Origin of the sequence: Xaviernesmea oryzae, from assembly GCF_900109605.1 — a bacterium.
Classification (GTDB): domain Bacteria; phylum Pseudomonadota; class Alphaproteobacteria; order Rhizobiales; family Rhizobiaceae; genus Xaviernesmea; species Xaviernesmea oryzae.
The window spans coordinates 81,099-101,005 of sequence record NZ_FOAM01000003.1; the positions used below are offsets into that span (position 1 = coordinate 81,099).

The following is a 19,907-nucleotide window of genomic DNA, read 5'->3' on the forward strand; positions in this document are numbered from 1 at the left end:
CGGTTAAGAACAAAGGCATTCATCATACTTTTGGAGGAGCCAGATGGATCCCATTACCCTTGCTGTGGTCGGTGTTGGCAAGATCGTGCGTGACCAGCACCTGCCGGCCATCGCCAAGAACCCTGATTTCAACCTCATCTGCGCCGCCAGCCGGCATGGCAAGGTCGAAGGGATCGACAATTTCACCTCCATCGAGGCCATGCTCGACGCCGTTCCGACGCTGGAAGCCGTGTCGCTCTGCATGCCGCCCCAGGCGCGCTACCAAGCTGCCGTGACGGCGCTGTCGGCCGGCAAGCATGTCTTTCTGGAAAAGCCGCCTGGCGCGACTTTGAGCGAGGTCGTCGACCTCAAGGCGCTGGCAGCGGAAAAGGGTGTCACCCTCTTCGCCAGCTGGCATTCGCGCTACGCACCTGCCGTCGAGGCGGCCAAGCGTTTCCTGGCGGGCACGCGCATCCGCACGCTGAAGATCGAGTGGAAGGAAGACGTGCGCCACTGGCATCCGGGCCAGGCCTGGATCTGGGAGGCCGGCGGTCTCGGTGTCTTCGACCCCGGCATCAATGCGCTGTCGATCGTCACCCACATCATGCCGAAGCCGCTCTTCGTCACCAAGGCGGTTTTGGAATTCCCTGAGAACCGGGATGCGCCGATCGGGGCCGAGATCAACTTCGCCAATGCCGACGGCGTCGAAGCCCTCGGCGAATTCGACTGGCGCCAGACCGGCCCGCAAAGCTGGAACATCACGGCAGAGACCGATGCCGGCCATATGCTCCTCTCCCATGGCGGCTCGCGGCTTGCCATCGACGGACGCGAGGAGGACCATGGGCCGGAAGCGGAATATCCCTCGCTCTACGCCCGCTTTGCTTCGCTGGTGCGCGGCAAGCAGTCGGACGTCGACCTCGCACCGCTGCGGCTCGTCGCCGACTCGTTCATGCTCGGCAAGCGCAAGGTGACCGAGGCGTTTCACGATTGATCAACAACGGCCACGGCGGCCGATGCGTCGCCGTGGCCGTTCGCGCGATTTGCACGCTTGTGGCGATCGGATTTTGGTGCTGCACACTTTCCAGACGAAGACCGGCGCTACAGCGAAGAATGGCTGGCGGTAGCGGCTCAAGTGGCGGAAGGCGGCACGATGAAGATGGAGATGGCGGCCTGACGTCAAGCCTAGCCTGGTTCAGCCGCTTCTCGATCTCTACGAAAGCAGGCGAAGTTCTGCACGCCTCACGCCTTCTTCATCCAGCGTCCATCCGCATTTTGCTGCCAATAGGTCAGCGCATGGCCGGCGTCTTTCAGCCGCTTCCATTGCCCACGGGCGCGCTCCAACTGGCCGGCATCATATCCGTCGAACATGATCACCACGCGCTGATAGGCGTCGAGCGGCGGAGGTTCGGCACCGCCGGTGACGAAGCGAACCTCCGCGCCATTTCCATTGCCCTCTCCCGCCGTCAGCAGAATGGGCTGGTCGGCCGCATGCGGCCCGTCCTCCAGCCCATGCGGCAGAAAGCTTTCCGCGCGATAGGTCCATAGATGCTCGTCGAGGCTCTCGCAGGCTTGCGCCTCCGCGAGTTGGAGCACGACCTTCCAGCCGCGCTCCAGGCTCTTTTCGAGGAGCGGCGGCAGCGCGTCCTCGAGCTTGGACTCCGTCAGGTGGTAGAAGAGGATCTCCGTCACGCGCGCGTCACGCCTCCGGCTTCGCGTCGGTCTCGCAGGACTCGCGGACAAAGGCATCGAGCAGGCGCACGCCGAAGCCCGAGCCCCAGGACTGGTTGACCTCGTCAGTCGGCGAGCCCATGGCCGTGCCGGCAATGTCAAGATGCGCCCAAGGCGTGTCCTTGACGAAGCGCTTCAAGAACTGCGCCGCCGTGATCGAGCCGCCATAACGTCCGCCGGTGTTCTTCATATCGGCAAACTTGCTGTCGATCATCTTATCATAGTCCGGGCCGAGCGGCAGACGCCACAGCCGCTCCTGCGTGAGCCGGCCGGCGGCCAGCAGTTGGTCGGCCAGCGTATCGTCATTGGAAAACAGCCCGGCATGGTGATGGCCGAGGGCAACCATGACGGCCCCAGTCAGGGTCGCCAGATTGATCATCAGCTTCGGCTTGAAGCGGTCGTTGCAGTACCAGAGCGCATCGCAGAGCACGAGGCGGCCTTCGGCATCGGTATTGATGATCTCGATCGTCTGGCCGGACATGGAGGTCACGATATCGCCCGGACGCTGAGCATTGCCATCGGGCATGTTTTCCACCAGGCCGAGAATGCCGATGGCGTTGACCTTCGCCTTGCGCGCGGCGAGCACATGCATCAGGCCAGTGACGGCGGCCGCGCCACCCATGTCGCCCTTCATGTCCTCCATACCCGCGCCGGGTTTGATCGAAATACCGCCGGAGTCGAAGACCACGCCCTTGCCGATGAAGGCGACGGGCGCTTCGCCCTCGGCGCCGCCCTTCCAGCTGAGGATGACGAGGCGCGGCGGCCGCGAAGAGCCCTGGGCAACGCCGAGCAGAGCGCCCATGCCGAGCGGCGCCATCTCCGCCTCGGTCAGGATTTCCACCTCGACACCGAGCTCAACCAGCTCCTGGGCGCGCGCGGCAAATTCGACCGGACCCAGCACATTCGGCGGAAGGTTCACGAGATCCCGCGCCAGGAACACACCGTCGCTGACGGCGCGGCCGGTCTCGGCGGCGCGTGTCGCTTCGGCCGCCGCAGCGGTGACGATGGTCACACGTGCCGGCGCCTTCGGCTCGGCCGCGTCGTCCTCATCCTTCTTCTTGGTCTTGTAGCGGTCGAAGCGATAGGCGTTCATTTCCATGCCGAGCGCGAAATCGGCGGCCGCCTGGGCGCTGATCGGAACGCTGGCGACATCGAGAAACACGGTGACGCGCTGCGCGCGCTTGAGCTTGGCGGCCGTGGCGCCGCCAGCCTTCAGCCAGTCATGCGCCGTCATCGTTTTGGCATCACCGAGACCGACCACGAGAAGGCGGTCCGCCGGCGAACCCTGCGGCGCTACCACATCGAGAACGGACAGCGCACGCGCCTTGAACGACATCGCTTCCGCCGCGCGCGCCAGCACGCCGGCCGGATCGGCCTCAGCCGCGCCTGCCGCCGGCCCGCCCTTTGCCATTAGGCAAACCACGGTACCGCCATCCAGCGTGGCATGATCGGCGAAGGTGAATTCGAAACTCTGGGCCATGTTTGCTCCATTGTCCTGCGTGATTTTCGCGGGAGCCAGCGTCTGGCATCCGGCTTGATGCGATTCTTGGTCTCTCTCCCCATAGCAGGCCGCGGCGGGAAATCCGAACGGGGATCGCCATCAAAACGCCGTGCGGCGTCGAAGGACACACGACAATCTGGTCGGGCCTTGGCAGGGCGGCGCGACAGATCCTTCGATCCCGCAGGTCTTTCACTCGGAGCGTGGGCACAAGCTGTCATGCGCCTGTCAGCAGCCAGGATTTCCGCTTCCGACACATGAGAATTTCATGGAATTGTGATGAAGCCGAGCTATGGAAGACAAATGGAGCGCTCGAATCGGGCCGGGGCAAGCCGCGACATCTATCGTCTGATCCTGCCGGATCGGCATGGACGGATGAAGCCGTCAGCCTTGCCAAGGGCAGTCGCGCGCTCTCGTCTTTTTCACGTTCCGGCATCGATCGACCCTCGGCCCCTCTCTGACTATATCCATGACGCACCCCAACTCCATGATGCCAATTTCGTCTCGCCCGAGCTTGGTTCGCGGCGCCGATCGCGACCTGATCCTTGGCCTCGGGCTTGCCTGTCTGTGGACGGCGACGCTGGAGATGTTCCACATCGTTCCGGCTATCGATCTCTGGATCCAGCATCTGTTTTTCAGCCCTGTCCCCTGCCCCGTCGGCAGCCGTCTGGATGCCATCTGCGGCAGTTTTCCGATCGGCGATGTGGCGGCTCTCCAGACGGTGCGCAAAGTGCTTTTCGACCTGCCCTTCGTCGTTACCGGGCTGGTGCTCGTGACGCTCGCCTGGGCCGTGATCCGGCCTGGCCGTTTCTCGATGCCGGCCCTGCGCGACATGGCCGCGCTGCTGGCGACCATGGCCATTGGGCCCGGCCTGATCGTCAACGTCTTTCTCAAGAGCTATTCCGGCCGACCGCGGCCGATGCAGACCGATCTCTTCGGTGGCGACATGGGCTTCATGGCGGCCGGCCAGTTCGGCGGCGCCTGCCATGACAATTGCTCCTTCGTATCAGGCGAAGCGGCGGGCGCGGCCTGGTTGGTCTGTGCGCTGGTGCTGCTGCCCACGCCGTTGCGGCGCAAGGCGCTGCCGATCGCTCTCGGCATCGCCGTCTTGACCAGCCTGCTGCGGGTGGTCTTCGGGCGGCATTACCCGTCCGACGCCCTGCTCGGCTTCCTGCTTACCTTCGTCGTCTTCCAGCTCGTGCGGCTTGGCCTGCGCGCGCTGCCCCTGCCCGCCTATCCGTCACCAAAAAGCCACCAATAAGGAAAATTGGAAGGCGACAGGTCCGGCTTCGTTGCGGCGCACACCCGATCCGGGTTATGGCCATGCGACGTGATGACGTCGAGAGATCGGGGGCAAACGATCCCATATCGTCGTTGTCGCATCGCCCGCCGCGCCGGCTAAGGCCCGGCAGCGGGCCTTCACGCATGATGCGGGCAGGTGCAGTTAAGGCCGGAATGTCGATTCTCGAAAGCTATATCCTGCGGCGCGTCCTCCAGATGTTCCTCACCGCGCTCTTGCCGGTGCTGGGCATCATCTGGACGACGCAGGCCCTGCAACGGATCAATCTGGTCACCGATACGGGCCAGTCGATCGGCGCATTCCTGCAGCTGGCGACCTTGATCCTGCCGACGGTGATCCCGCTCGTGCTGCCCTTCGCCCTGGCGATCGGCATTACCCAGACGCTGGGCACGATGAACAATGATTCGGAACTGACGGTGATCGAGGCCGGCGGCGGCGCCCGCAGCATCGTCCTGCGGCCGATCCTGATTCTCGCGGCTGCTCTCTGCCTCGTCTCGTTCTTCGTCGATAATGTCATCGAACCCATGGCGCGCCACAGGGTGCGCGAGATGATCGCCAGCGCCAACGCCGACCTTCTGGGTTCGATCGTTCAGGAAAACACCTTTCGCCGGATCGGCGACGATCTCTATATCCAGATCGCGGGCCGGCGTGGCGGTGGCGTGCTGACCGGCATTTTCGTGGCCGATTCGCGCGATCCGGCCGTCGAGTTCATCTATTATGCCCGAGAGGGCGCTGTGGACGAGAAAAGCTCGGCATTGGTGATGAAGGATGGCGAGGTGCATCGAAAGCTGCCGGATGGCGGCGTGTCGATCATCAAGTTCGACTCATACGCCTTCGACCTCACGGAAATGACCCGCAAGGCCGGCAATGCCACGCTGCGCGCGCAGGATCGCACGCTGGGCTATCTGCTGCATCCCGATCCCGAAGACGAGCAGTTTCAGCGCAAGCCGCTGACCTTCACGGCCGAACTCCACCGCCGTCTGACGGAGTGGACCTTTCCCATGATCTTCGCGCTCGTGTCGCTGGTGGTGGCCAGCGATGCGCGCTCGCACCGCGAAGCCCGGCTTCATCCGACGGCCAGCGCGCTGCTCTTGGTGCTGCTGTTCCGCTGGATGACCTTCTACAGTGCGAATGGCGCCGAAGACACGCCGTATTTCATACCGCTGATGTATCTCATCCCGATCGCGACGGCCATCTTGTGCATTCGCCAGCTCTTCGGCAGCAAGCGGCTGACCTTGCCGCGCAAGCTGCAGGACAAGACGGCGGATCTGGCGGCGCGTGCGCGCAAGATTGGCGGCACGCGCGAGGAGCCGCGCTCATGATGCCGAAAACCCTGCAGCGCTACTTCTTCCGGCGCTATGTGATCACCATCCTCTGGTTCCTGCTCGGCATCTTCTCGCTGGTCTTCATCATCGACTTCAGCGAACTGTCCAATCGCATGGCCAATCTGCCAGGCTATACGGTGTCCGGCGCGCTGTTGATGACGGCGTTTCGTATCCCGATGATCCTGCAGCAGACCGTTCCCTTCGTCGCCCTGTTTGCCGGGATGACGACGCTGATCGCGCTCAACCGGCGCTACGAGCTGGTGGTCACGCGCGCCGCAGGTGTGTCTGTCTGGCAGTTCCTGCGGCCGTTCATCGTCGGCTCCCTGCTCTTCGGCCTCGCCTGCCTGGCCGTTCTCAATCCCCTCGCGGCCTGGGGTGCCGGCAAGGCCGAACAGCTGGAGGCTGACTGGGGCTCTTCCTCCTCGCGCACATCGCGCTCGATTCCCTGGCTGCGCCAGATTCATGGCGACGAGGACGTGATCATCGGCGCGCGCGCGGTCCAGGACGAGGGGCGCAGCCTGGGCGTGGTCACCGTGATTCATTTCGATCAGCAGGGTCGCATCGCCTTCCGCCAGGACGCGCGTAGCGCTAGGCTCGAAGATGGTTACTGGTTGCTGAACGATGTTCTGGAAACGCGCAACGGCGTTCTGCCGAAGAAAATGGCGACGGCACGGCTCGCAACCGACCTGAAACCGGAATTTGTGCAGGAAACCCTGTCAAAACCAGACAGCATCCCCTTTTATGCGCTGCCCCGCAAGATCGAGATCGCCCAATCATTCGGGTTTCCCATCAATGGGATGTTAACGCAATTTCACGCCATGATGGCGATGCCGCTGCTGCTGGTCGCCATGACGCTGATCGCCGCGAGCGTGTCGTTGAAATTTAGCCGGTTTAACCAAAGCCGGTCAGTGATTCTCGGTGGCATCCTGGCAGGCTTCGTGCTTTATGTCGTCACCGTGCTTGTGAAAGCATTTGGGAGCAGCGGCATCGTTCCTCCCTTCGTCGCAGCCTGGCTGCCCGTCGTTGTTGCGATGGCTCTGGGTTCGACGATTCTGTTGCATCAGGAGGATGGCTAGTGCCGGGCGCCAACCGTAAAGTACAACGCCTCTGGGCCGCCCTGCTTCTGTCGAGCACGTTCCTTGTGCCCGCGCTTCCCGTTATGGCACAGCAAAGCGGGAATGATGCAGCAGCGCTGGCGGCCACCGTGCCGGCCGACGCCAAGATGCTGCTTTCGGCCAATGAGCTGGTCTATAACAAGGATGCCGATCGCGTCATCGTGCGCGGCGCCGTCCAGATCAACTATGGCGGCTACCAGATGGTTGCCCGTCAGGTCGAATATAACCAGAAGAGCGGGCGAATCATTGCGACCGGCGAGATCGAGCTGATCGAGCCGTCGGGCAACAAGGTCTATGCCGACCATATGGACGTCACCAGCACCTTCTCGGACGGTTTCGTTCAGACGATGCGGGTTGAGACGACCGATCTGACCAAGCTCGCCGCCGTCAATGGCGAGCGCCGCAATGGCAATGAGTTCATTCTGAATCAGGCCGTCTACACGGCCTGTACGCCCTGCGCGACCGATCCGAACCATCGCTCGCTGTGGAACATCAAGGCCGAGCGGATCATCCAGAACGGCACGACGCACACCATCCGCCTGGAGAAGGCGCATTTCGAGCTGTTCGGCCAGCCGATCATCTATCTGCCGGCCATCGAAGTGCCGGATCAGACCGTCAAGCGCCAGAGCGGCTTTCTCTTCCCGCGCTTCCGCTACACGCAGAAGCTCGGCTTCGGCGCTTCGGTCCCCTATTACTGGGCGATTGCGCCCGATATGGACGCCACCGTGACCGCGACGGGGCTGACCCGTCAGGGCTTTCTGCTCGAGGGCGAATTCCGCCAGCGATTCGAAATGGGCGAGCACGTCCTGCGCATGGCCGGGATCAGCCAGATGAATCCGGAAAGCTTTACCTCGGGCACCGAGGATGCCGATCATACGCAGCGCGGCATGATTGCGTCCAAAGCCGATTTCCAGTTCAATCCGCGCTGGTCCTTCGGCTGGGACGTGCTGGTCCAGAGCGACAACAACTTCGCCAAGACTTACGACCTCTCGACCTTCGACGGGACGACGCTGACCAACCAGGCCTATCTGACCGGTCTCGGCGATCGCAATTACTTCGATCTGCGCGCCTTTTACTTCGATATCCAGGATGCCGATCCGAGCAGCGCGGCCGAAAACCAGCAGGCAATCGCGCAGGTGCTGGACTATTCGGCCACGGCGCCCAATCCGGTGGCCGGCGGCGAGCTGAGCGCGACGATCAACCTGACCAACATCAAGCGCAACCGCCTGGATGCCTACACGGTGGCGAACGACGAGCGTTTCCGCGGCCTTGAGGGAACCGACCACCGCCTGACGGCGGAGCTGGAATGGAAGAAGCAGATCGTCGTGCCCGGCGGGCTGGTGCTGACCCCCCTGCTTGCCGCGCGCGGCGATGCCATCGGCATCAATGTCGATCGGCCGGTCGGCTATTCCGGCGATTTCACCAATGACGACGCGGTCACGCGCGGGATGGTCACGGCCGGGCTGGAAGCCCGCTATCCCATGCTGTTCACCACACCGCACAGCTCGCATATTCTCGAACCGATCGCGCAGATCTTCGTGCGTCCGAATGAGCAATATGCCGGCGGCCTGCCGAACGAGGATGCGCAGAGCTTCGTCTTCGATGCCACCACCCTGTTCGACCGCGACAAGTTCTCGGGCTTCGACCGGATCGAAGGCGGCACGCGCGCCAATCTCGGCATCCGCTACACCGGCACGCTGGGCAATGGCTATGGCGTGCGTGCGATTGCCGGCCAGTCTTACCAGCTCGGCGGCGTCAACTCCTTCGCAACGGACGATCTGGTCAATGCCGGCGCCAATTCGGGGCTGGAAACCGACCGGTCGGACTATGTCGCGTTGGTTGGGCTCGATGCGCCCTCCGGCTTTACCGGCAGCTTCTCCGGCCGCTTCGACAAGGACGAATTCTCGCTGAAGCGCACCGACCTTTCGGCCGGCTATGAAGGCATCCGCTGGCAGACGGCGGTCACCTACACCAGCATCAAGGCACAGCCGCTTTACGGCACCAATTACGACCAGGACGAAATCAAGACGGCTGCCTCCTACCGGTTTCAGGATTACTGGTCGGTCTTCGGCTCGGTCACCTACGACCTCAACTACAATGTCGTGACGCGTAACAGCCTTGGTATCACCTATGACGACCAGGATACGGTCTTCTCGCTTGTCTACAAGAACGAGCGCGATCCGGACCAGCAGCTGGCCAACGACTGGTCGATCGGCGCCCGCATCTCCTTCCGCACGCTGGGCGACATCAATGTCGGCGATGCCTCGTTCAAGGACCTGGACTGAGACCGGGCCGGCCGGCCTGAACCCGCATCGGGGTTGACAGCCGGCCTTGTCATCATTCGGCCGCATGGTTTATGCAAAAGCCGGGCCTGACGCGCGATCTTCGGCGGGGCCTTGCCCGGCCGGACATGCGCCGTACCGGGCGCAGGCAAAAGAAAAATCCAAGGAGGAGGCATGGTGGCGATGAAGAAGGTCATGCGCATCGGTTCTGCACTGATGCTGGCAGCGGCGCTTTCGCTTTCATCCGCCCCGGCGAGCCATGCCGCGGGGGGCACCGGCATTGCGGTTGTCGTCAACGGATCTCCGATCACCACCGGCGACGTGGCCAAGCGTGTGGCCTTCATGCGGCTGCAGAAGGCGACTGGCGGGGAAGCCGCCGCCCGGCAGCAGCTTGTCGACGAAGTGCTGAAGCGCCAGGAGGTGCTGCGCGTCGGCATGTCGGTCTCGACCGATGATGTAGACGCCGCTGTCAAGCGTTTCGCTGCCGGCAACAAGCTGACCTTGCCGCAGCTGACCATGATCCTCGACAAGGCCGGCGTCGGCCTCGATCATTTCAAGCAATACGTCGCCATCAGCATGAGCTGGCCGCGCGTGGTCAACGCCCGCTTTGGCGGCGGAAAGCGCTTGTCCAACGAAGAACTCGTCAAGCGCATGCAGGAAAACGGCGGCAAGAAGCCGGTGACGACAGAATATTTCCTGCAGCAGATCATTTTCGTCATCCCCGAGGCCAAGCGTAATGCCATCCTCGGCAAGCGCCAGGCTGAGGCCAACGCGTCGCGGTCGAAATTCCCCGGCTGCGAGCAGTCCAAGGTCTTCGCCGCCACCATGCTTGATGTCTCCGTGCGCAATCTTGGCCGGATGGTCAGCCAGGAATTGCCACCTGAGTGGAAGCCGTTGATCGAGAAGACCGAGGAAGGCCGTGTCACCGAGTCGCGTGTGACCGACAAGGGCGTGGAATATCTTGCCGTCTGCAGGAAGCGTGAAGTGTCCGACGACATGGCTGCCGAAATCGTCTTCCGCGCCGAGGATCTCGAGAGCAAGAAGAAGGGCGACGAAGATCCTAACGCCGTCCGCTATATTGAGGAACTGCGCAAGAAGGCGCAGATCGTCAACAAGTAGCAGGCACGACGATGACCGACGCGACCGTGGCGCCGCTGGCCCTGACCATGGGCGACCCCGCCGGCGTGGGCCTCGACCTGACCCTCGCGCTCTGGGCAAGCCGGGACAGGCTCGGCCTTCCTCCCTTCCTTCTGATCGGCGACCCGCAGGCACTGGCCGAGCGCGCCGCCCTGTTGCGCCTTTCCGTACCGGTTCGCGTCGCGACACCGGGCAATGCGGCTGACATCTTTGCTGATGCCCTGCCGGTCTTGCCTTCGATCTGCCGCCAGCCTGTCGTGCCCGGCCAGCCGGACTCGTCGAATGCGGAAGCGGTCATCGGCGCGATCCGCGAAGCCGTGGCGCTGACGCTTTCTGGCGAAACCGCCGCCGTCGTCACCAATCCCATTGCCAAATCTGTGCTCTATGCCGCGGGCTTCGGCTTTCCGGGCCACACGGAATTTCTGGCGGATCTCGGCGAAAGGGCGGTGGACGCACCGCTGCTTCCGGTCATGCTGCTGGCAGGGCCAAAGCTCAAGGCCGTACCGGTGACCATCCACATTCCGATTGCCGACGTTCCCGCCGCGCTGACGCCTGATCTCCTTGAGCGCACGATCAGGGTGACGGCGCGCGATCTCATGACGCGTTTCGCCCTGCCCTCGCCCCGGATTGCCATTGCCGGCCTCAATCCGCATGCAGGCGAAAGCGGCACGATCGGCCGCGAGGACGACCAGATCATCCGCCCTGTGATCGAGGCGCTTGCGGCGGAGGGAATTCAGGTCTTCGGGCCGCTGCCGGCCGACACCATGTTCCACGACCGGGCCCGCGCCAGCTATGACGTGGCGATCTGCATGTATCATGACCAGGCGCTCATTCCCGCCAAGGCGCTCGGCTTCGACGACAGCGTCAATGTCACGCTCGGCCTGCCCTTCATCCGCACCTCGCCCGATCATGGCACGGCCTTCTCGCTGGCAGGCACAGGCGAGGCCCGCCCCGACAGTTTGATGGCCGCGCTCCTGTTGGCGCGGCAGCTGGCAGACAACAGCCATGCGGCTGGCACATGGAAGGCAAAGTCCTGATGGCGGCAATCGACGGACTGCCGCCGCTGCGCGATGTGATCGCGCGCCACGGGCTCGACGCGAAAAAGGCGCTCGGCCAGAATTTCCTGCTAGACCTCAACCTGACCCAGAAGATCGCCCGCACGGCGGGGCCGCTCGAAGGCGTGACCGTGTTCGAGGTCGGACCCGGCCCCGGCGGCCTGACGCGCGCCATTCTCTCGCTCGGCGCGGCCAAGGTCATTGCCGTGGAGCGCGATCCGCGCTGCCTTCCGGCCCTCGCCGAGATTGCCGATCATTATCCGGGCCGGCTCGAGGTGATCGAAGGCGATGCGCTGAAGACGGATTTCGACGCATTGGCCGCCGGCATCGACGGCCCGGTGCGCATCATCGCCAACCTGCCTTACAATGTCGGGACGCAGCTCCTCGTCAACTGGCTGCTGCCGCGCCAATGGCCGCCCTTCTGGCAGTCGCTGACCCTGATGTTCCAGCGCGAAGTCGGCTTGCGGATCGTCGCGGACGCCGATGACGATCATTATGGCCGGTTGGGTGTGCTCTGCGGCTGGCGCACGCAGGCGAGCATGGCTTTCGACGTGCCGCCCCAGGCCTTCACGCCGCCACCCAAGGTGACCTCAAGCGTCGTGCACCTGATCCCTGTGGCAGAGCCGATGCCCACACGGGCAGAAGCCCTTGAACGCGTCACCGCCGCCGCCTTCGGCCAGCGCCGCAAAATGCTGCGCCAGAGTCTGAAGTCGCTCGGTGGAGAAACCCTGCTTGCCAAGGTGGGTATCGATCCGCAGCGCCGTGCTGAGACGCTATCTGTGGATGAATTCGTGATGCTGGCAAACGCCTTGTAAAAGCCACCAGGACGCTTGACGACAGTCTTCAAGGCGCCCGTCTCAGGGATTTATCATCCTGAACGGATGACTCCGGATCACGTCAAAACCGGCACTTCGTCCAGCAAGCCCTGAATGAACGGCACGAGGCCCGGCCGGCGGATTCGGCGCAGGCGTTCGGCGGCGACGATGGCCTTGACCGAGGCGAAGGCACGGTCGAGATCCTCGTTGACGACAAGATAGTCGTATTCGTTCCAGTGCTGGATCTCTGCCCGCGAATTGGCAAGGCGGGTGGCGATGACCTCGGCCGTGTCTTCCGCGCGGCGGTGCAAACGCGATTGCAGTTCCGCCATGGTGGGCGGCAGGATGAAGATCGAGACGATATCGTCGGGCATCTTCTGCTGCAGCTGTTGCGCGCCCTGCCAGTCGATGTCGAAGAGCATGTCGCGGCCTTCGGCCATGGCCTCTTCCACGGGCTCGCGCGGCGTGCCGTAGAAATTGCCGTGGACCTCCGCCCATTCGAGCAGGGCATCGGTCTGGCGCAGCCCCTCGAAGTCGCGGATCGTCTTGAAGAAATAATGCCGGCCGTCGATTTCGCTCGGCCGGCGCTGGCGGGTCGTCACGCTCACCGAAATGCTCATTTCCGGATCGTCTTCCAGGAGATTGCGGGCAATGGTCGATTTGCCAGCACCTGAGGGCGAGGAGATCACCAGCATCAGGCCGCGGCGCGGGATGCGGACCTTCGACGTCGTGGAGGGGGCGGCAGGGCTCATGACTACTCCAGATTCTGAACTTGCTCGCGGAACTGGTCGATCACGACCTTCAGCTCCACGCCGGACGCGGTGACGGCGGCCGAGGAGGATTTCGAGCAGATCGTATTCGCTTCCCGGTTAAATTCCTGGCAAAGAAAATCAAGCTTGCGGCCGACAGGCCCGCCGGCGGCAAGCAGGGCGCGCGCGGCGGCGACATGGGCGCCCAGCCGGTCGAGTTCCTCGCGGATGTCGGCCTTGGCTGCCAGCAGCGCCACTTCAGCATGAAGCCGGTCGCCATCGAGCGTCGCGGCATGCTCGCTCAGAAGCGCCAGTTGCTGCATCAAACGAGCGGAAATGCCGGCGACGGACCGCGAGGGATCGGCCTCGATCGCCTCGACCAGCGTGATGATACGGCCAAGCTGGGCATCGAGAACGGCATGAAGCGCGGCCCCTTCGCTTTCGCGCATCGCCGTCAAGGCGCCCAGCGCGTGGGCAAAGCCGGCGAGAACGGCGGCGTCCCGCGCCGCGCGCTCCTCCACACTGTCTTCGCGCTCGCGAAATTCGACGATACCGCGCAGGCTCAGAATCGTATCGAGCCGCAACGGGGCGGGATCGATGAGATCGCCGAGTTCGCTGCGCAGCCGCTCGATGGCTGCCAGCGCATCGCGGTTCACCACGGGCTCGGCGGCCTGTTCCAGCCCGCTGAGGCTGAGACCAATCTGCAGATTGCCGCGCGAGAGAACCTCACCCGCCATGCGGCGGATATCCCCCTCTAGATGCTCGACACCGCTTGGCAGGCGCAGGCGCAAATCGAGCCCCTTGCCATTGACCGAGCGCATTTCCCAGGCCCAGCGAAAGCGCCCGGTGGTGCCCTCGCTGCGGGCAAAGCCGGTCATGGATTGTAGCGGCATCCTCTGATCCTTCCTGTGGCCCCTCGCCGGGACATGGTCTTCACACGGGCAATCTCTTCAACATCGTGCCATGCGCCCATGCGTCATGCTCCTCTTCAATCGAGTCGGGTCTCGACAGGCAAGGATGCGGTCGGGAAGTTTTTACTTATCCTGACCGGATCGATGCAAGATGCGGGGTCGCATGAACATGCAAACGGCCGGCTTGAAGACCGGCCGCAGGCTCGTGGCATATCGTGCGGAAAGCACAAAGGCTCTGCAAGACCATCGCGCGACCGGAGACGCCACCGCACGGCGCTTCGGGGACGGCCACCTCGGGCCTATTGGGCCGGCACGGTGCCTTCGGGCTTGGCATCCGGAGGGAGGTTGCGCTGGGCCTCCAGCTTGCGCCAGCGACGGACATTGGCATTGTGCTCGTCCAGCGTCGCGGCAAAGACATGGCCGCCCGAGCCATCGGCGACGAAATAGAGATCGCCGGTGCGCGAGGGATTGGCAACAGCCTCAAGCGCCGCCCGTCCGGGATTGGCGATCGGGGTCGGCGGCAGGCCCTTGATCATATAGGTGTTGTAGGGGGTGTTCTTATCCAGATCGGACTTCAGGATCGGCCGGTCGGCAGGCTTTCCAGCGCCACCGAAAATCCCGTAGACGATCGTCGGGTCCGATTGCAGCCGCATGCCCTTTTCCAGTCGGTTGAGGAAGACAGAGGCAACGCGCGAGCGCTCATCGGCAATGCCCGTCTCCTTTTCCACGATCGACGCCAGGATGACGAAATCGTTGCGTGACTTCAGCGGCAGGTCGGGATCGCGCTTGGCCCAGATCTGCTCGACCAGCGTTTCCTGCGCAGCGCGAGCCTGGGCGATGATCTCCGCCCGCTTCGTGCCGCGGGAGAATTTGTAGGTATCCGGCCTCAGCGAGCCCTCCGGCGGCAATTCGCGCGGCAGATCGCCTTCCAGAACGGGGTCGGCGGCCAGCCTGTCAAACATCTGACGCACGGTCAGCCCCTCCGGCAGGGACGCAGAATAGAGGATGGACTTGCCCGATTTCAGGAGCTCCATGATCTCCTGCATCGACGCGCCGGCCTTGATCTCGTATTCGCCGGCCTTCAGCGTCTCCTTGTCGAGATAGGCTTCCGACATGAAGCGGAAGACACGGGCATCCGAAACGATGTTGCCGCGCTCCAGATTGTTGGCAATCTGCACGATGCTCGCGCCATTGGGCACGATGAAATTGGTGTTCGCCGTCAGCGGGCCACGCGCTTCGTAGCTCGACATGGCGTAATACAGCGCGCCAGCGGCCGCAGCCGTCAGCAGCACCACGACGGTCATGACGAAGTTCAGGAAGATGACCAGCTGGCTCTTGGCCTTTTTCGACCGCCGGGGCGGCTGGGGCACCTTTTCCGGTCGCAGGGCCTCATTGGGCGATTTCGGCACGATGCGCCCCTGGCTTGCCGCATTTTCACGGCTCGACGGGGCAGCGCTGGTCTCGGTTGCGTCGCTCACGAATATCCTGACCCTGGAGTTCGCGTCCTTCCTACGCCGCGCCCCGATGCGAACTCCAACAGAACAGGGCAAGACGGTCTTGCCGGCGCCAAGAGGGCAGGAACTGCCCGGATGGCCGCGCCGGCATCGGCGTGAGATCGGTGACACATCACCATGCGCGAAGCGCACGCCACTGAATCGCCTTTGGCGTCAGGTGGCGGAGATTGACCCGAGCAATGCGGCAAAAACAGGATGCCGCGCGAGCATTCACACTTCAGCTCTGTTTTGCAACAGGGATTCACCCTTTATCAGCCATCTTTCGAAGCTGCAGCGCAAAACGCGTAGAGTAGCCTCACCGATGTGGATCACCAAGGCGACGTGCCCTTGTGCCCGGTCAAGCACGCCTGCCCGTGAAGCAAAAAGGGCCCCAGCGGAGCCCTTCTGGTCTGGATTAGCCAGTTCCGCTAGACCGACGCGCTTTTAGAAGCCGGCTCTAGCGAAGGCGTTACGCCTCGTAGCGGCGCAGCACCAGCGAAGCATTGGTGCCGCCGAAGCCGAAGGAATTCGACAGGGCGACATTGATCTCCCGCTTGCGCGCCTGATGCGGCACGAGATCGATGGCGGTCTCGACATCGGGATTGTCGAGGTTCAGCGTCGGCGGGGCGACATTGTCGCGAATGGCGAGGATCGAGAAGATCGCCTCGACCGCGCCGGCAGCGCCGAGAAGGTGACCGATGGCGGACTTGGTCGAGGACATCGAAATCTTCGAAGCGGCCGGACCGACCAGCCGCTCGACGGCGCCGAGCTCGATCGTGTCGGCCATGGTCGACGTGCCATGCGCGTTGATATAGTCGATATCGGCTGCGGCAAGCCCTGCCCGCTTCAGCGCCATCGACATGCAGCGATAGGCGCCATCGCCATCTTCAGACGGTGCGGTGATATGGAAGGCATCGCCCGAAAGGCCGTAGCCAACCACCTCGGCATAAATCTTGGCGCCGCGCGCCTTGGCGTGCTCCAGCTCTTCGAGCACGACGATGCCGGCGCCCTCGCCCATGACGAAACCATCACGGTCGCGGTCATAGGGGCGGGATGCCTTCAGCGGATCGTCATTGTGCTGGGTGGAGAGCGCCTTGCACGCGGCGAAGCCGGCCATGGCGATACGGCAGATCGGCGATTCCGCGCCGCCGGCCACCATCACGTCGGCATCGCCGAGCATGATCAGCCGCGCCGCGTCGCCGATGGCATGGGCGCCGGTGGAACAGGCCGTGACCACGGCATGGTTGGGGCCACGCAGCTTGTGGCGGATCGACACCTGGCCGGAGACGAGATTGATCAGGCGGCCGGGAATAAAGAAAGGCGAAATGCGCCGGGGGCCTTTGTCGCGCAGCGTATGCCCGGCTTCGACAATGCCTTCGAGGCCGCCAATTCCCGAACCGATCAGCACGCCGGTGGCGATCTGGTCCTCATCGGTCTTGGGATGCCAGCCGGCATCTTCAAGCGCCATGTCGGCGGCGGCCATGCCGTAAACGATGAACGGATCGACCTTGCGCTGTTCCTTCGGCTCCATCCACTGATCGGCATTATAGGTGCCGTCGGAGCCGTCGCCGAAGGGAATGCGGCAGGCGATCTTGGCGGGAAGATCCTCGACCTCGAACTCCGTCACCTTGCGGGCGGCATTGCCGCCGGCCAGCAGTCGGGACCAGGACACCTCGGTGCCACAGCCAAGCGGTGACACCATGCCGGTTCCGGTGATGACGACGCGTCTCATTCTTCGCGATCCACCCTTGAAAGCTTGTAAGATCATGGGGCCGAAGCGGTCCCGAAACGGCCAAGGCCGAGCTCTGGGAGAGGCTTAAAACAGGCAGGCCCGGATGTCGAGCGCAGTGGCGGCAGGCATGCCGCAATGGTCTTGTCACAGACCGGAAACAGGCGCGCAGGGGTTGCGGCCAAGCCTCATTCCGGCTCCATGGCGCCAAGAAGGCGGGATGCAACGCGCCCCGCCTTCATCGATGACAAGAACGGAAAGGCGATCGGCCTTAAGCCTGTGCCTTCTCGATGAACTTGACGGCGTCGCCGACCGTCAGGATCGAGTCAGCGGCATCGTCAGGAATCTCGACGCCGAATTCTTCTTCGAAAGCCATCACGAGTTCGACGGTATCGAGCGAGTCCGCGCCAAGATCATCGATGAAGCTGGCACCCTCGGTTACCTTTTCAGCATCGACGCCAAGATGATCAACAACAATTTTCTTCACGCGTTCTGCAATATCGCTCATGTCGGATTTCCTCGACCTTTGTTTCTCTCGTCGACGACATGATGTCGCCGCAAGTTCGTTAACGCCTAAGGGACCGGCATGGTCCCATGGGCAATCGTTCCACGCGGAAGAGCGGCAAAAACGCAACTGCCGAAGCGGCGTATACTTCACATCTTCCATCGGCCGCCCAAGGCAACCACGGCCCGCTTAACACGGTTTAACTTCCCCGCAAAGCCGGAAAATCAACGTTTGCTGCTTGCTCAACATTGAATTTGCGCGCTTTCTCAGACAAAGCCCGCACGCGGCACCGGCCGCTTGCGGGCAATGCCTTCAGATCATCGCCATGCCGCCATTCACATGCAGCGTCTGGCCGGTGACATAACCGGCCTCATCGGAAGCGAGATAGACGGCAGCCGCCGCGATATCCCCACCCTTGCCCATGCGCCGCATCGGGATGGCGCCCATGATCGCTTCTTTCTGCTTGTCGTTGAGCTTGCCGGTCATGGCGCTCTCGATGAAGCCGGGGGCGATGCAGTTGACCGTGACGTTGCGGGTGGCGATCTCCTGCGCGAGCGACTTTGAAAAGCCGATCATGCCCGCCTTGGAGGCGCAGTAATTCGCCTGGCCCGGATTGCCGGTAACGCCGACGACCGAGGTGATGTTGATGATGCGGCCATGGCGGCGGCGCATCATCGGGTGGGTGAGCTCACGCGTCAGGCGGAAGACCGCCGTCAGGTTGACCTCGAGAACCGCATCCCAGTCCGCATCGCTCATGCGTACGAACAGGCCGTCCTTGGTAATACCGGCATTGTTGACGAGAATGTCGACGCCATCCAGGTCGCTCTCGGCCTTCTCGCCCAACGCCTTCACCGCGTCGCGGTCGGACAGATCCGCTGGGAAAATGTGAACGCGCTCGCCCAGCTCGGCAGCCAGCGCCTCCAGCTTTTCCTGCCGTGTACCGTGCAGGCCGACGGTGGCGCCGAGCTGATGATAGGCGCGGGCAATCTCCTCGCCAAGGCCGCCGGTGGCACCGGTGACGAGGGCCTTGCGGCCGGTCAGGTCAAACATGGTCATCTTCCTTCACTCACGTCAGGCTGTTGAGCACCGCTTCGATCTCGGCGGGCGACGAAAGGGTCTTGGCGGCAAGCGCCTTGTCGATGCGCTTGGCAAGGCCGGTCAGCACCTTGCCGTTTCCGACCTCGTATAGCTCGGTCACGCCATTGGCCGCCAGCCAGGCGACGCTTTCGCGCCAGCGCACCTGGCCAGTCACCTGTTCGACCAGGAGATCGACGATCTCGTCGGCGCTCGTAACTGGCGCGGCGCGGACATTGGCGATCAGCGGCACCACGGGATCATGACGGGGAACTTCGGCCAGCGCGGCGCGCATGGCGTCGGCCGCCGGCGCCATCAATGCGGAATGGAACGGCGCGGAGACCGGGAGAAGGATTGCCCGCTTGGCGCCCTTGTCCGAGGCGAGCGCCGCCGCCTTCTCGACCGCGGCCTTGGCGCCGGAGATGACGATCTGTCCGCCGCCATTGTCGTTGGCGATCTGACAGGGACCTTCGGCACCGGCCTGCGCACAGATCTCGGCCAAATCCGCATCTTCAAGGCCGATCACGGCGGCCATGGCGCCGGTGCCCACGGGCACGGCCGCCTGCATGGCATTGCCGCGAATGCGCAGGAGACGGGCCGTATCGGCCAAAGAAAAGGTGCCGGCTGCGCAAAGCGCCGAATATTCGCCAAGCGAATGGCCGGCGACATAGGAGACGCGCTCGGACAGATGATAGCCGCGCGCAGCCAGCACACGAATGATGGCGATCGAGACCGCCATCAGAGCGGGCTGGGCATTGGCCGTCAGCGTCAACTGATCTTCCGGCCCGTTCCAGATGATGTCGGACAGCTTTTCGCCGAGCGCATCGTCGACCTCGGCGAAAACGGCGGCGGCCTCGGGATAGGCATCGGCGAGATCTTTGCCCATCCCGACGGACTGACTGCCCTGGCCAGGGAATGTGAAAGCGAGGCTCATCGTGGATCTGGCTCCTTTTTGCTCTCCATTGACATTCCCAGGCAGCGAGTCAAGCGCCTGGACTGCCAGTTTCCCCGGCAGTGGCGCGGTGAGAGACGCGCGATTGCAGCTTGCAAATCGTGTCATGGCGGATAATTTCAAGCGCGCCGGCCGGCTTGCGGGTGGCCGGCTCCTGCCCTCGCGCCGGCCGGACTGCGGCACCGGCGTCGCCGCCACATCGCCTGCGCCTTAGCGCATCAGCCCTTGACCCGTTCGGCCGCCACGCCCTTCCCAGGCGC

17 protein-coding genes are annotated in these 19,907 nt (G+C 63.5%); 8 read left to right on the forward strand and 9 right to left on the reverse strand.

From position 1 onward, the window contains the following. Window positions 1-43: 43 nt before the first annotated feature. On the forward strand, window positions 44-970 hold the full coding sequence (locus tag BMX61_RS04005; protein WP_075628957.1) for a Gfo/Idh/MocA family protein: 927 nt from the start codon (window positions 44-46) through the stop codon (window positions 968-970). A gap of 248 nt (window positions 971-1,218) precedes the next feature. Here the strand turns inward: BMX61_RS04005 and BMX61_RS04010 are convergent, their stop codons facing one another. Together BMX61_RS04010 and BMX61_RS04015 are read right to left on the reverse strand one after the other, a co-directional pair. After that, window positions 1,219-1,668 (reverse strand): DNA polymerase III subunit chi, encoded by a 450-nt coding sequence (locus tag BMX61_RS04010; protein WP_075628958.1) that lies wholly within the window; start codon window positions 1,666-1,668, stop codon window positions 1,219-1,221. Between the two features lie 7 nt (window positions 1,669-1,675). Continuing rightward, on the reverse strand, window positions 1,676-3,187 hold the full coding sequence (locus BMX61_RS04015) for a leucyl aminopeptidase (protein WP_075628959.1): 1,512 nt from the start codon (window positions 3,185-3,187) through the stop codon (window positions 1,676-1,678). Between the two features lie 487 nt (window positions 3,188-3,674). Here BMX61_RS04015 and BMX61_RS04020 point away from each other — a divergent pair, with 487 nt between their 5' ends. The 7 genes from BMX61_RS04020 (at window position 3,675) to rsmA (ending at window position 12,234) form a co-directional block, all read left to right on the forward strand. Then, window positions 3,675-4,466, forward strand: a complete 792-nt coding sequence (locus BMX61_RS04020; RefSeq protein WP_083639564.1) for a phosphatase PAP2 family protein — start codon at window positions 3,675-3,677, stop codon at window positions 4,464-4,466. 194 nt (window positions 4,467-4,660) lie between these two features. After that, on the forward strand, window positions 4,661-5,827 hold the full coding sequence (gene lptF / locus BMX61_RS04025; protein ID WP_075628961.1) for an LPS export ABC transporter permease LptF: 1,167 nt from the start codon (window positions 4,661-4,663) through the stop codon (window positions 5,825-5,827). Continuing rightward, window positions 5,824-6,906: an LPS export ABC transporter permease LptG gene (lptG, locus tag BMX61_RS04030; RefSeq protein ID WP_075628962.1), complete on the forward strand. Its 1,083-nt coding sequence runs from the start codon at window positions 5,824-5,826 to the stop codon at window positions 6,904-6,906. The genes lptF and lptG overlap by 4 nt, the downstream gene beginning before the upstream one ends. Next, on the forward strand, window positions 6,906-9,230 hold the full coding sequence (locus tag BMX61_RS04035) for an LPS-assembly protein LptD (protein WP_075628963.1): 2,325 nt from the start codon (window positions 6,906-6,908) through the stop codon (window positions 9,228-9,230). Before lptG ends, BMX61_RS04035 begins: the two co-directional genes overlap by 1 nt. Window positions 9,231-9,401: 171 nt before the next feature. Further along, window positions 9,402-10,346 carry a SurA N-terminal domain-containing protein gene (locus BMX61_RS04040; protein ID WP_075628964.1) on the forward strand — a complete coding sequence of 315 codons (945 nt, stop codon included), beginning with the start codon at window positions 9,402-9,404 and terminating at the stop codon, window positions 10,344-10,346. Between the two features lie 11 nt (window positions 10,347-10,357). Beyond that, window positions 10,358-11,401 carry a 4-hydroxythreonine-4-phosphate dehydrogenase PdxA gene (pdxA, locus tag BMX61_RS04045; RefSeq protein WP_075628965.1) on the forward strand — a complete coding sequence of 348 codons (1,044 nt, stop codon included), beginning with the start codon at window positions 10,358-10,360 and terminating at the stop codon, window positions 11,399-11,401. Continuing rightward, window positions 11,401-12,234, forward strand: a complete 834-nt coding sequence (rsmA, locus tag BMX61_RS04050; protein ID WP_075628966.1) for a 16S rRNA (adenine(1518)-N(6)/adenine(1519)-N(6))-dimethyltransferase RsmA — start codon at window positions 11,401-11,403, stop codon at window positions 12,232-12,234. The genes pdxA and rsmA overlap by 1 nt, the downstream gene beginning before the upstream one ends. A gap of 77 nt (window positions 12,235-12,311) precedes the next feature. Here the strand turns inward: rsmA and gmk are convergent, their stop codons facing one another. The 7 genes from gmk to fabD all read right to left on the reverse strand — a co-directional run bounded on the left by gmk (window position 12,312) and on the right by fabD (window position 19,629). Next, window positions 12,312-12,986 carry a guanylate kinase gene (gene gmk / locus BMX61_RS04055; protein ID WP_075628967.1) on the reverse strand — a complete coding sequence of 225 codons (675 nt, stop codon included), beginning with the start codon at window positions 12,984-12,986 and terminating at the stop codon, window positions 12,312-12,314. A 2-nt stretch (window positions 12,987-12,988) separates the two neighbouring features. Continuing rightward, window positions 12,989-13,876: a YicC/YloC family endoribonuclease gene (locus BMX61_RS04060; protein ID WP_075628968.1), complete on the reverse strand. Its 888-nt coding sequence runs from the start codon at window positions 13,874-13,876 to the stop codon at window positions 12,989-12,991. Between the two features lie 317 nt (window positions 13,877-14,193). Then, window positions 14,194-15,372: an endolytic transglycosylase MltG gene (mltG, locus tag BMX61_RS04065; protein ID WP_075628969.1), complete on the reverse strand. Its 1,179-nt coding sequence runs from the start codon at window positions 15,370-15,372 to the stop codon at window positions 14,194-14,196. Window positions 15,373-15,856: 484 nt separating this feature from the next. Beyond that, window positions 15,857-17,119 (reverse strand): beta-ketoacyl-ACP synthase II, encoded by a 1,263-nt coding sequence (gene fabF, locus BMX61_RS04070; protein WP_075628970.1) that lies wholly within the window; start codon window positions 17,117-17,119, stop codon window positions 15,857-15,859. A 268-nt stretch (window positions 17,120-17,387) separates the two neighbouring features. Further along, entirely contained in the window at window positions 17,388-17,624 is a 237-nt protein-coding gene (locus BMX61_RS04075) for an acyl carrier protein (protein WP_075628971.1), read from the reverse strand. Between the two features lie 309 nt (window positions 17,625-17,933). Continuing rightward, entirely contained in the window at window positions 17,934-18,671 is a 738-nt protein-coding gene (fabG, locus tag BMX61_RS04080; RefSeq protein WP_075628972.1) for a 3-oxoacyl-[acyl-carrier-protein] reductase, read from the reverse strand. 16 nt (window positions 18,672-18,687) lie between these two features. Then, window positions 18,688-19,629, reverse strand: a complete 942-nt coding sequence (fabD, locus tag BMX61_RS04085; RefSeq protein ID WP_075628973.1) for an ACP S-malonyltransferase — start codon at window positions 19,627-19,629, stop codon at window positions 18,688-18,690. Window positions 19,630-19,907: the final 278 nt, after the last annotated feature.

What these genes read in the sequence shown, in the direction of transcription:
- BMX61_RS04015 (WP_075628959.1), bottom strand. Translation starts at nt 3,187, where the DNA reads ATGGCCCAGAGTTTCGAATTCACCTTCGCCGATCATGCCACGCTGGAT.
- lptF (WP_075628961.1), top strand. Translation starts at nt 4,661, where the DNA reads ATGTCGATTCTCGAAAGCTATATCCTGCGGCGCGTCCTCCAGATGTTC.
- pdxA (WP_075628965.1), top strand. Translation starts at nt 10,358, where the DNA reads ATGACCGACGCGACCGTGGCGCCGCTGGCCCTGACCATGGGCGACCCC.
- gmk (WP_075628967.1), bottom strand. Translation starts at nt 12,986, where the DNA reads ATGAGCCCTGCCGCCCCCTCCACGACGTCGAAGGTCCGCATCCCGCGC.
- BMX61_RS04020 (WP_083639564.1), top strand. Translation starts at nt 3,675, where the DNA reads ATGACGCACCCCAACTCCATGATGCCAATTTCGTCTCGCCCGAGCTTG.
- BMX61_RS04060 (WP_075628968.1), bottom strand. Translation starts at nt 13,876, where the DNA reads ATGCCGCTACAATCCATGACCGGCTTTGCCCGCAGCGAGGGCACCACC.
- BMX61_RS04040 (WP_075628964.1), top strand. Translation starts at nt 9,402, where the DNA reads ATGGTGGCGATGAAGAAGGTCATGCGCATCGGTTCTGCACTGATGCTG.
- BMX61_RS04005 (WP_075628957.1), top strand. Translation starts at nt 44, where the DNA reads ATGGATCCCATTACCCTTGCTGTGGTCGGTGTTGGCAAGATCGTGCGT.
- rsmA (WP_075628966.1), top strand. Translation starts at nt 11,401, where the DNA reads ATGGCGGCAATCGACGGACTGCCGCCGCTGCGCGATGTGATCGCGCGC.
- fabF (WP_075628970.1), bottom strand. Translation starts at nt 17,119, where the DNA reads ATGAGACGCGTCGTCATCACCGGAACCGGCATGGTGTCACCGCTTGGC.
- fabD (WP_075628973.1), bottom strand. Translation starts at nt 19,629, where the DNA reads ATGAGCCTCGCTTTCACATTCCCTGGCCAGGGCAGTCAGTCCGTCGGG.
- BMX61_RS04075 (WP_075628971.1), bottom strand. Translation starts at nt 17,624, where the DNA reads ATGAGCGATATTGCAGAACGCGTGAAGAAAATTGTTGTTGATCATCTT.
- fabG (WP_075628972.1), bottom strand. Translation starts at nt 18,671, where the DNA reads ATGTTTGACCTGACCGGCCGCAAGGCCCTCGTCACCGGTGCCACCGGC.
- lptG (WP_075628962.1), top strand. Translation starts at nt 5,824, where the DNA reads ATGATGCCGAAAACCCTGCAGCGCTACTTCTTCCGGCGCTATGTGATC.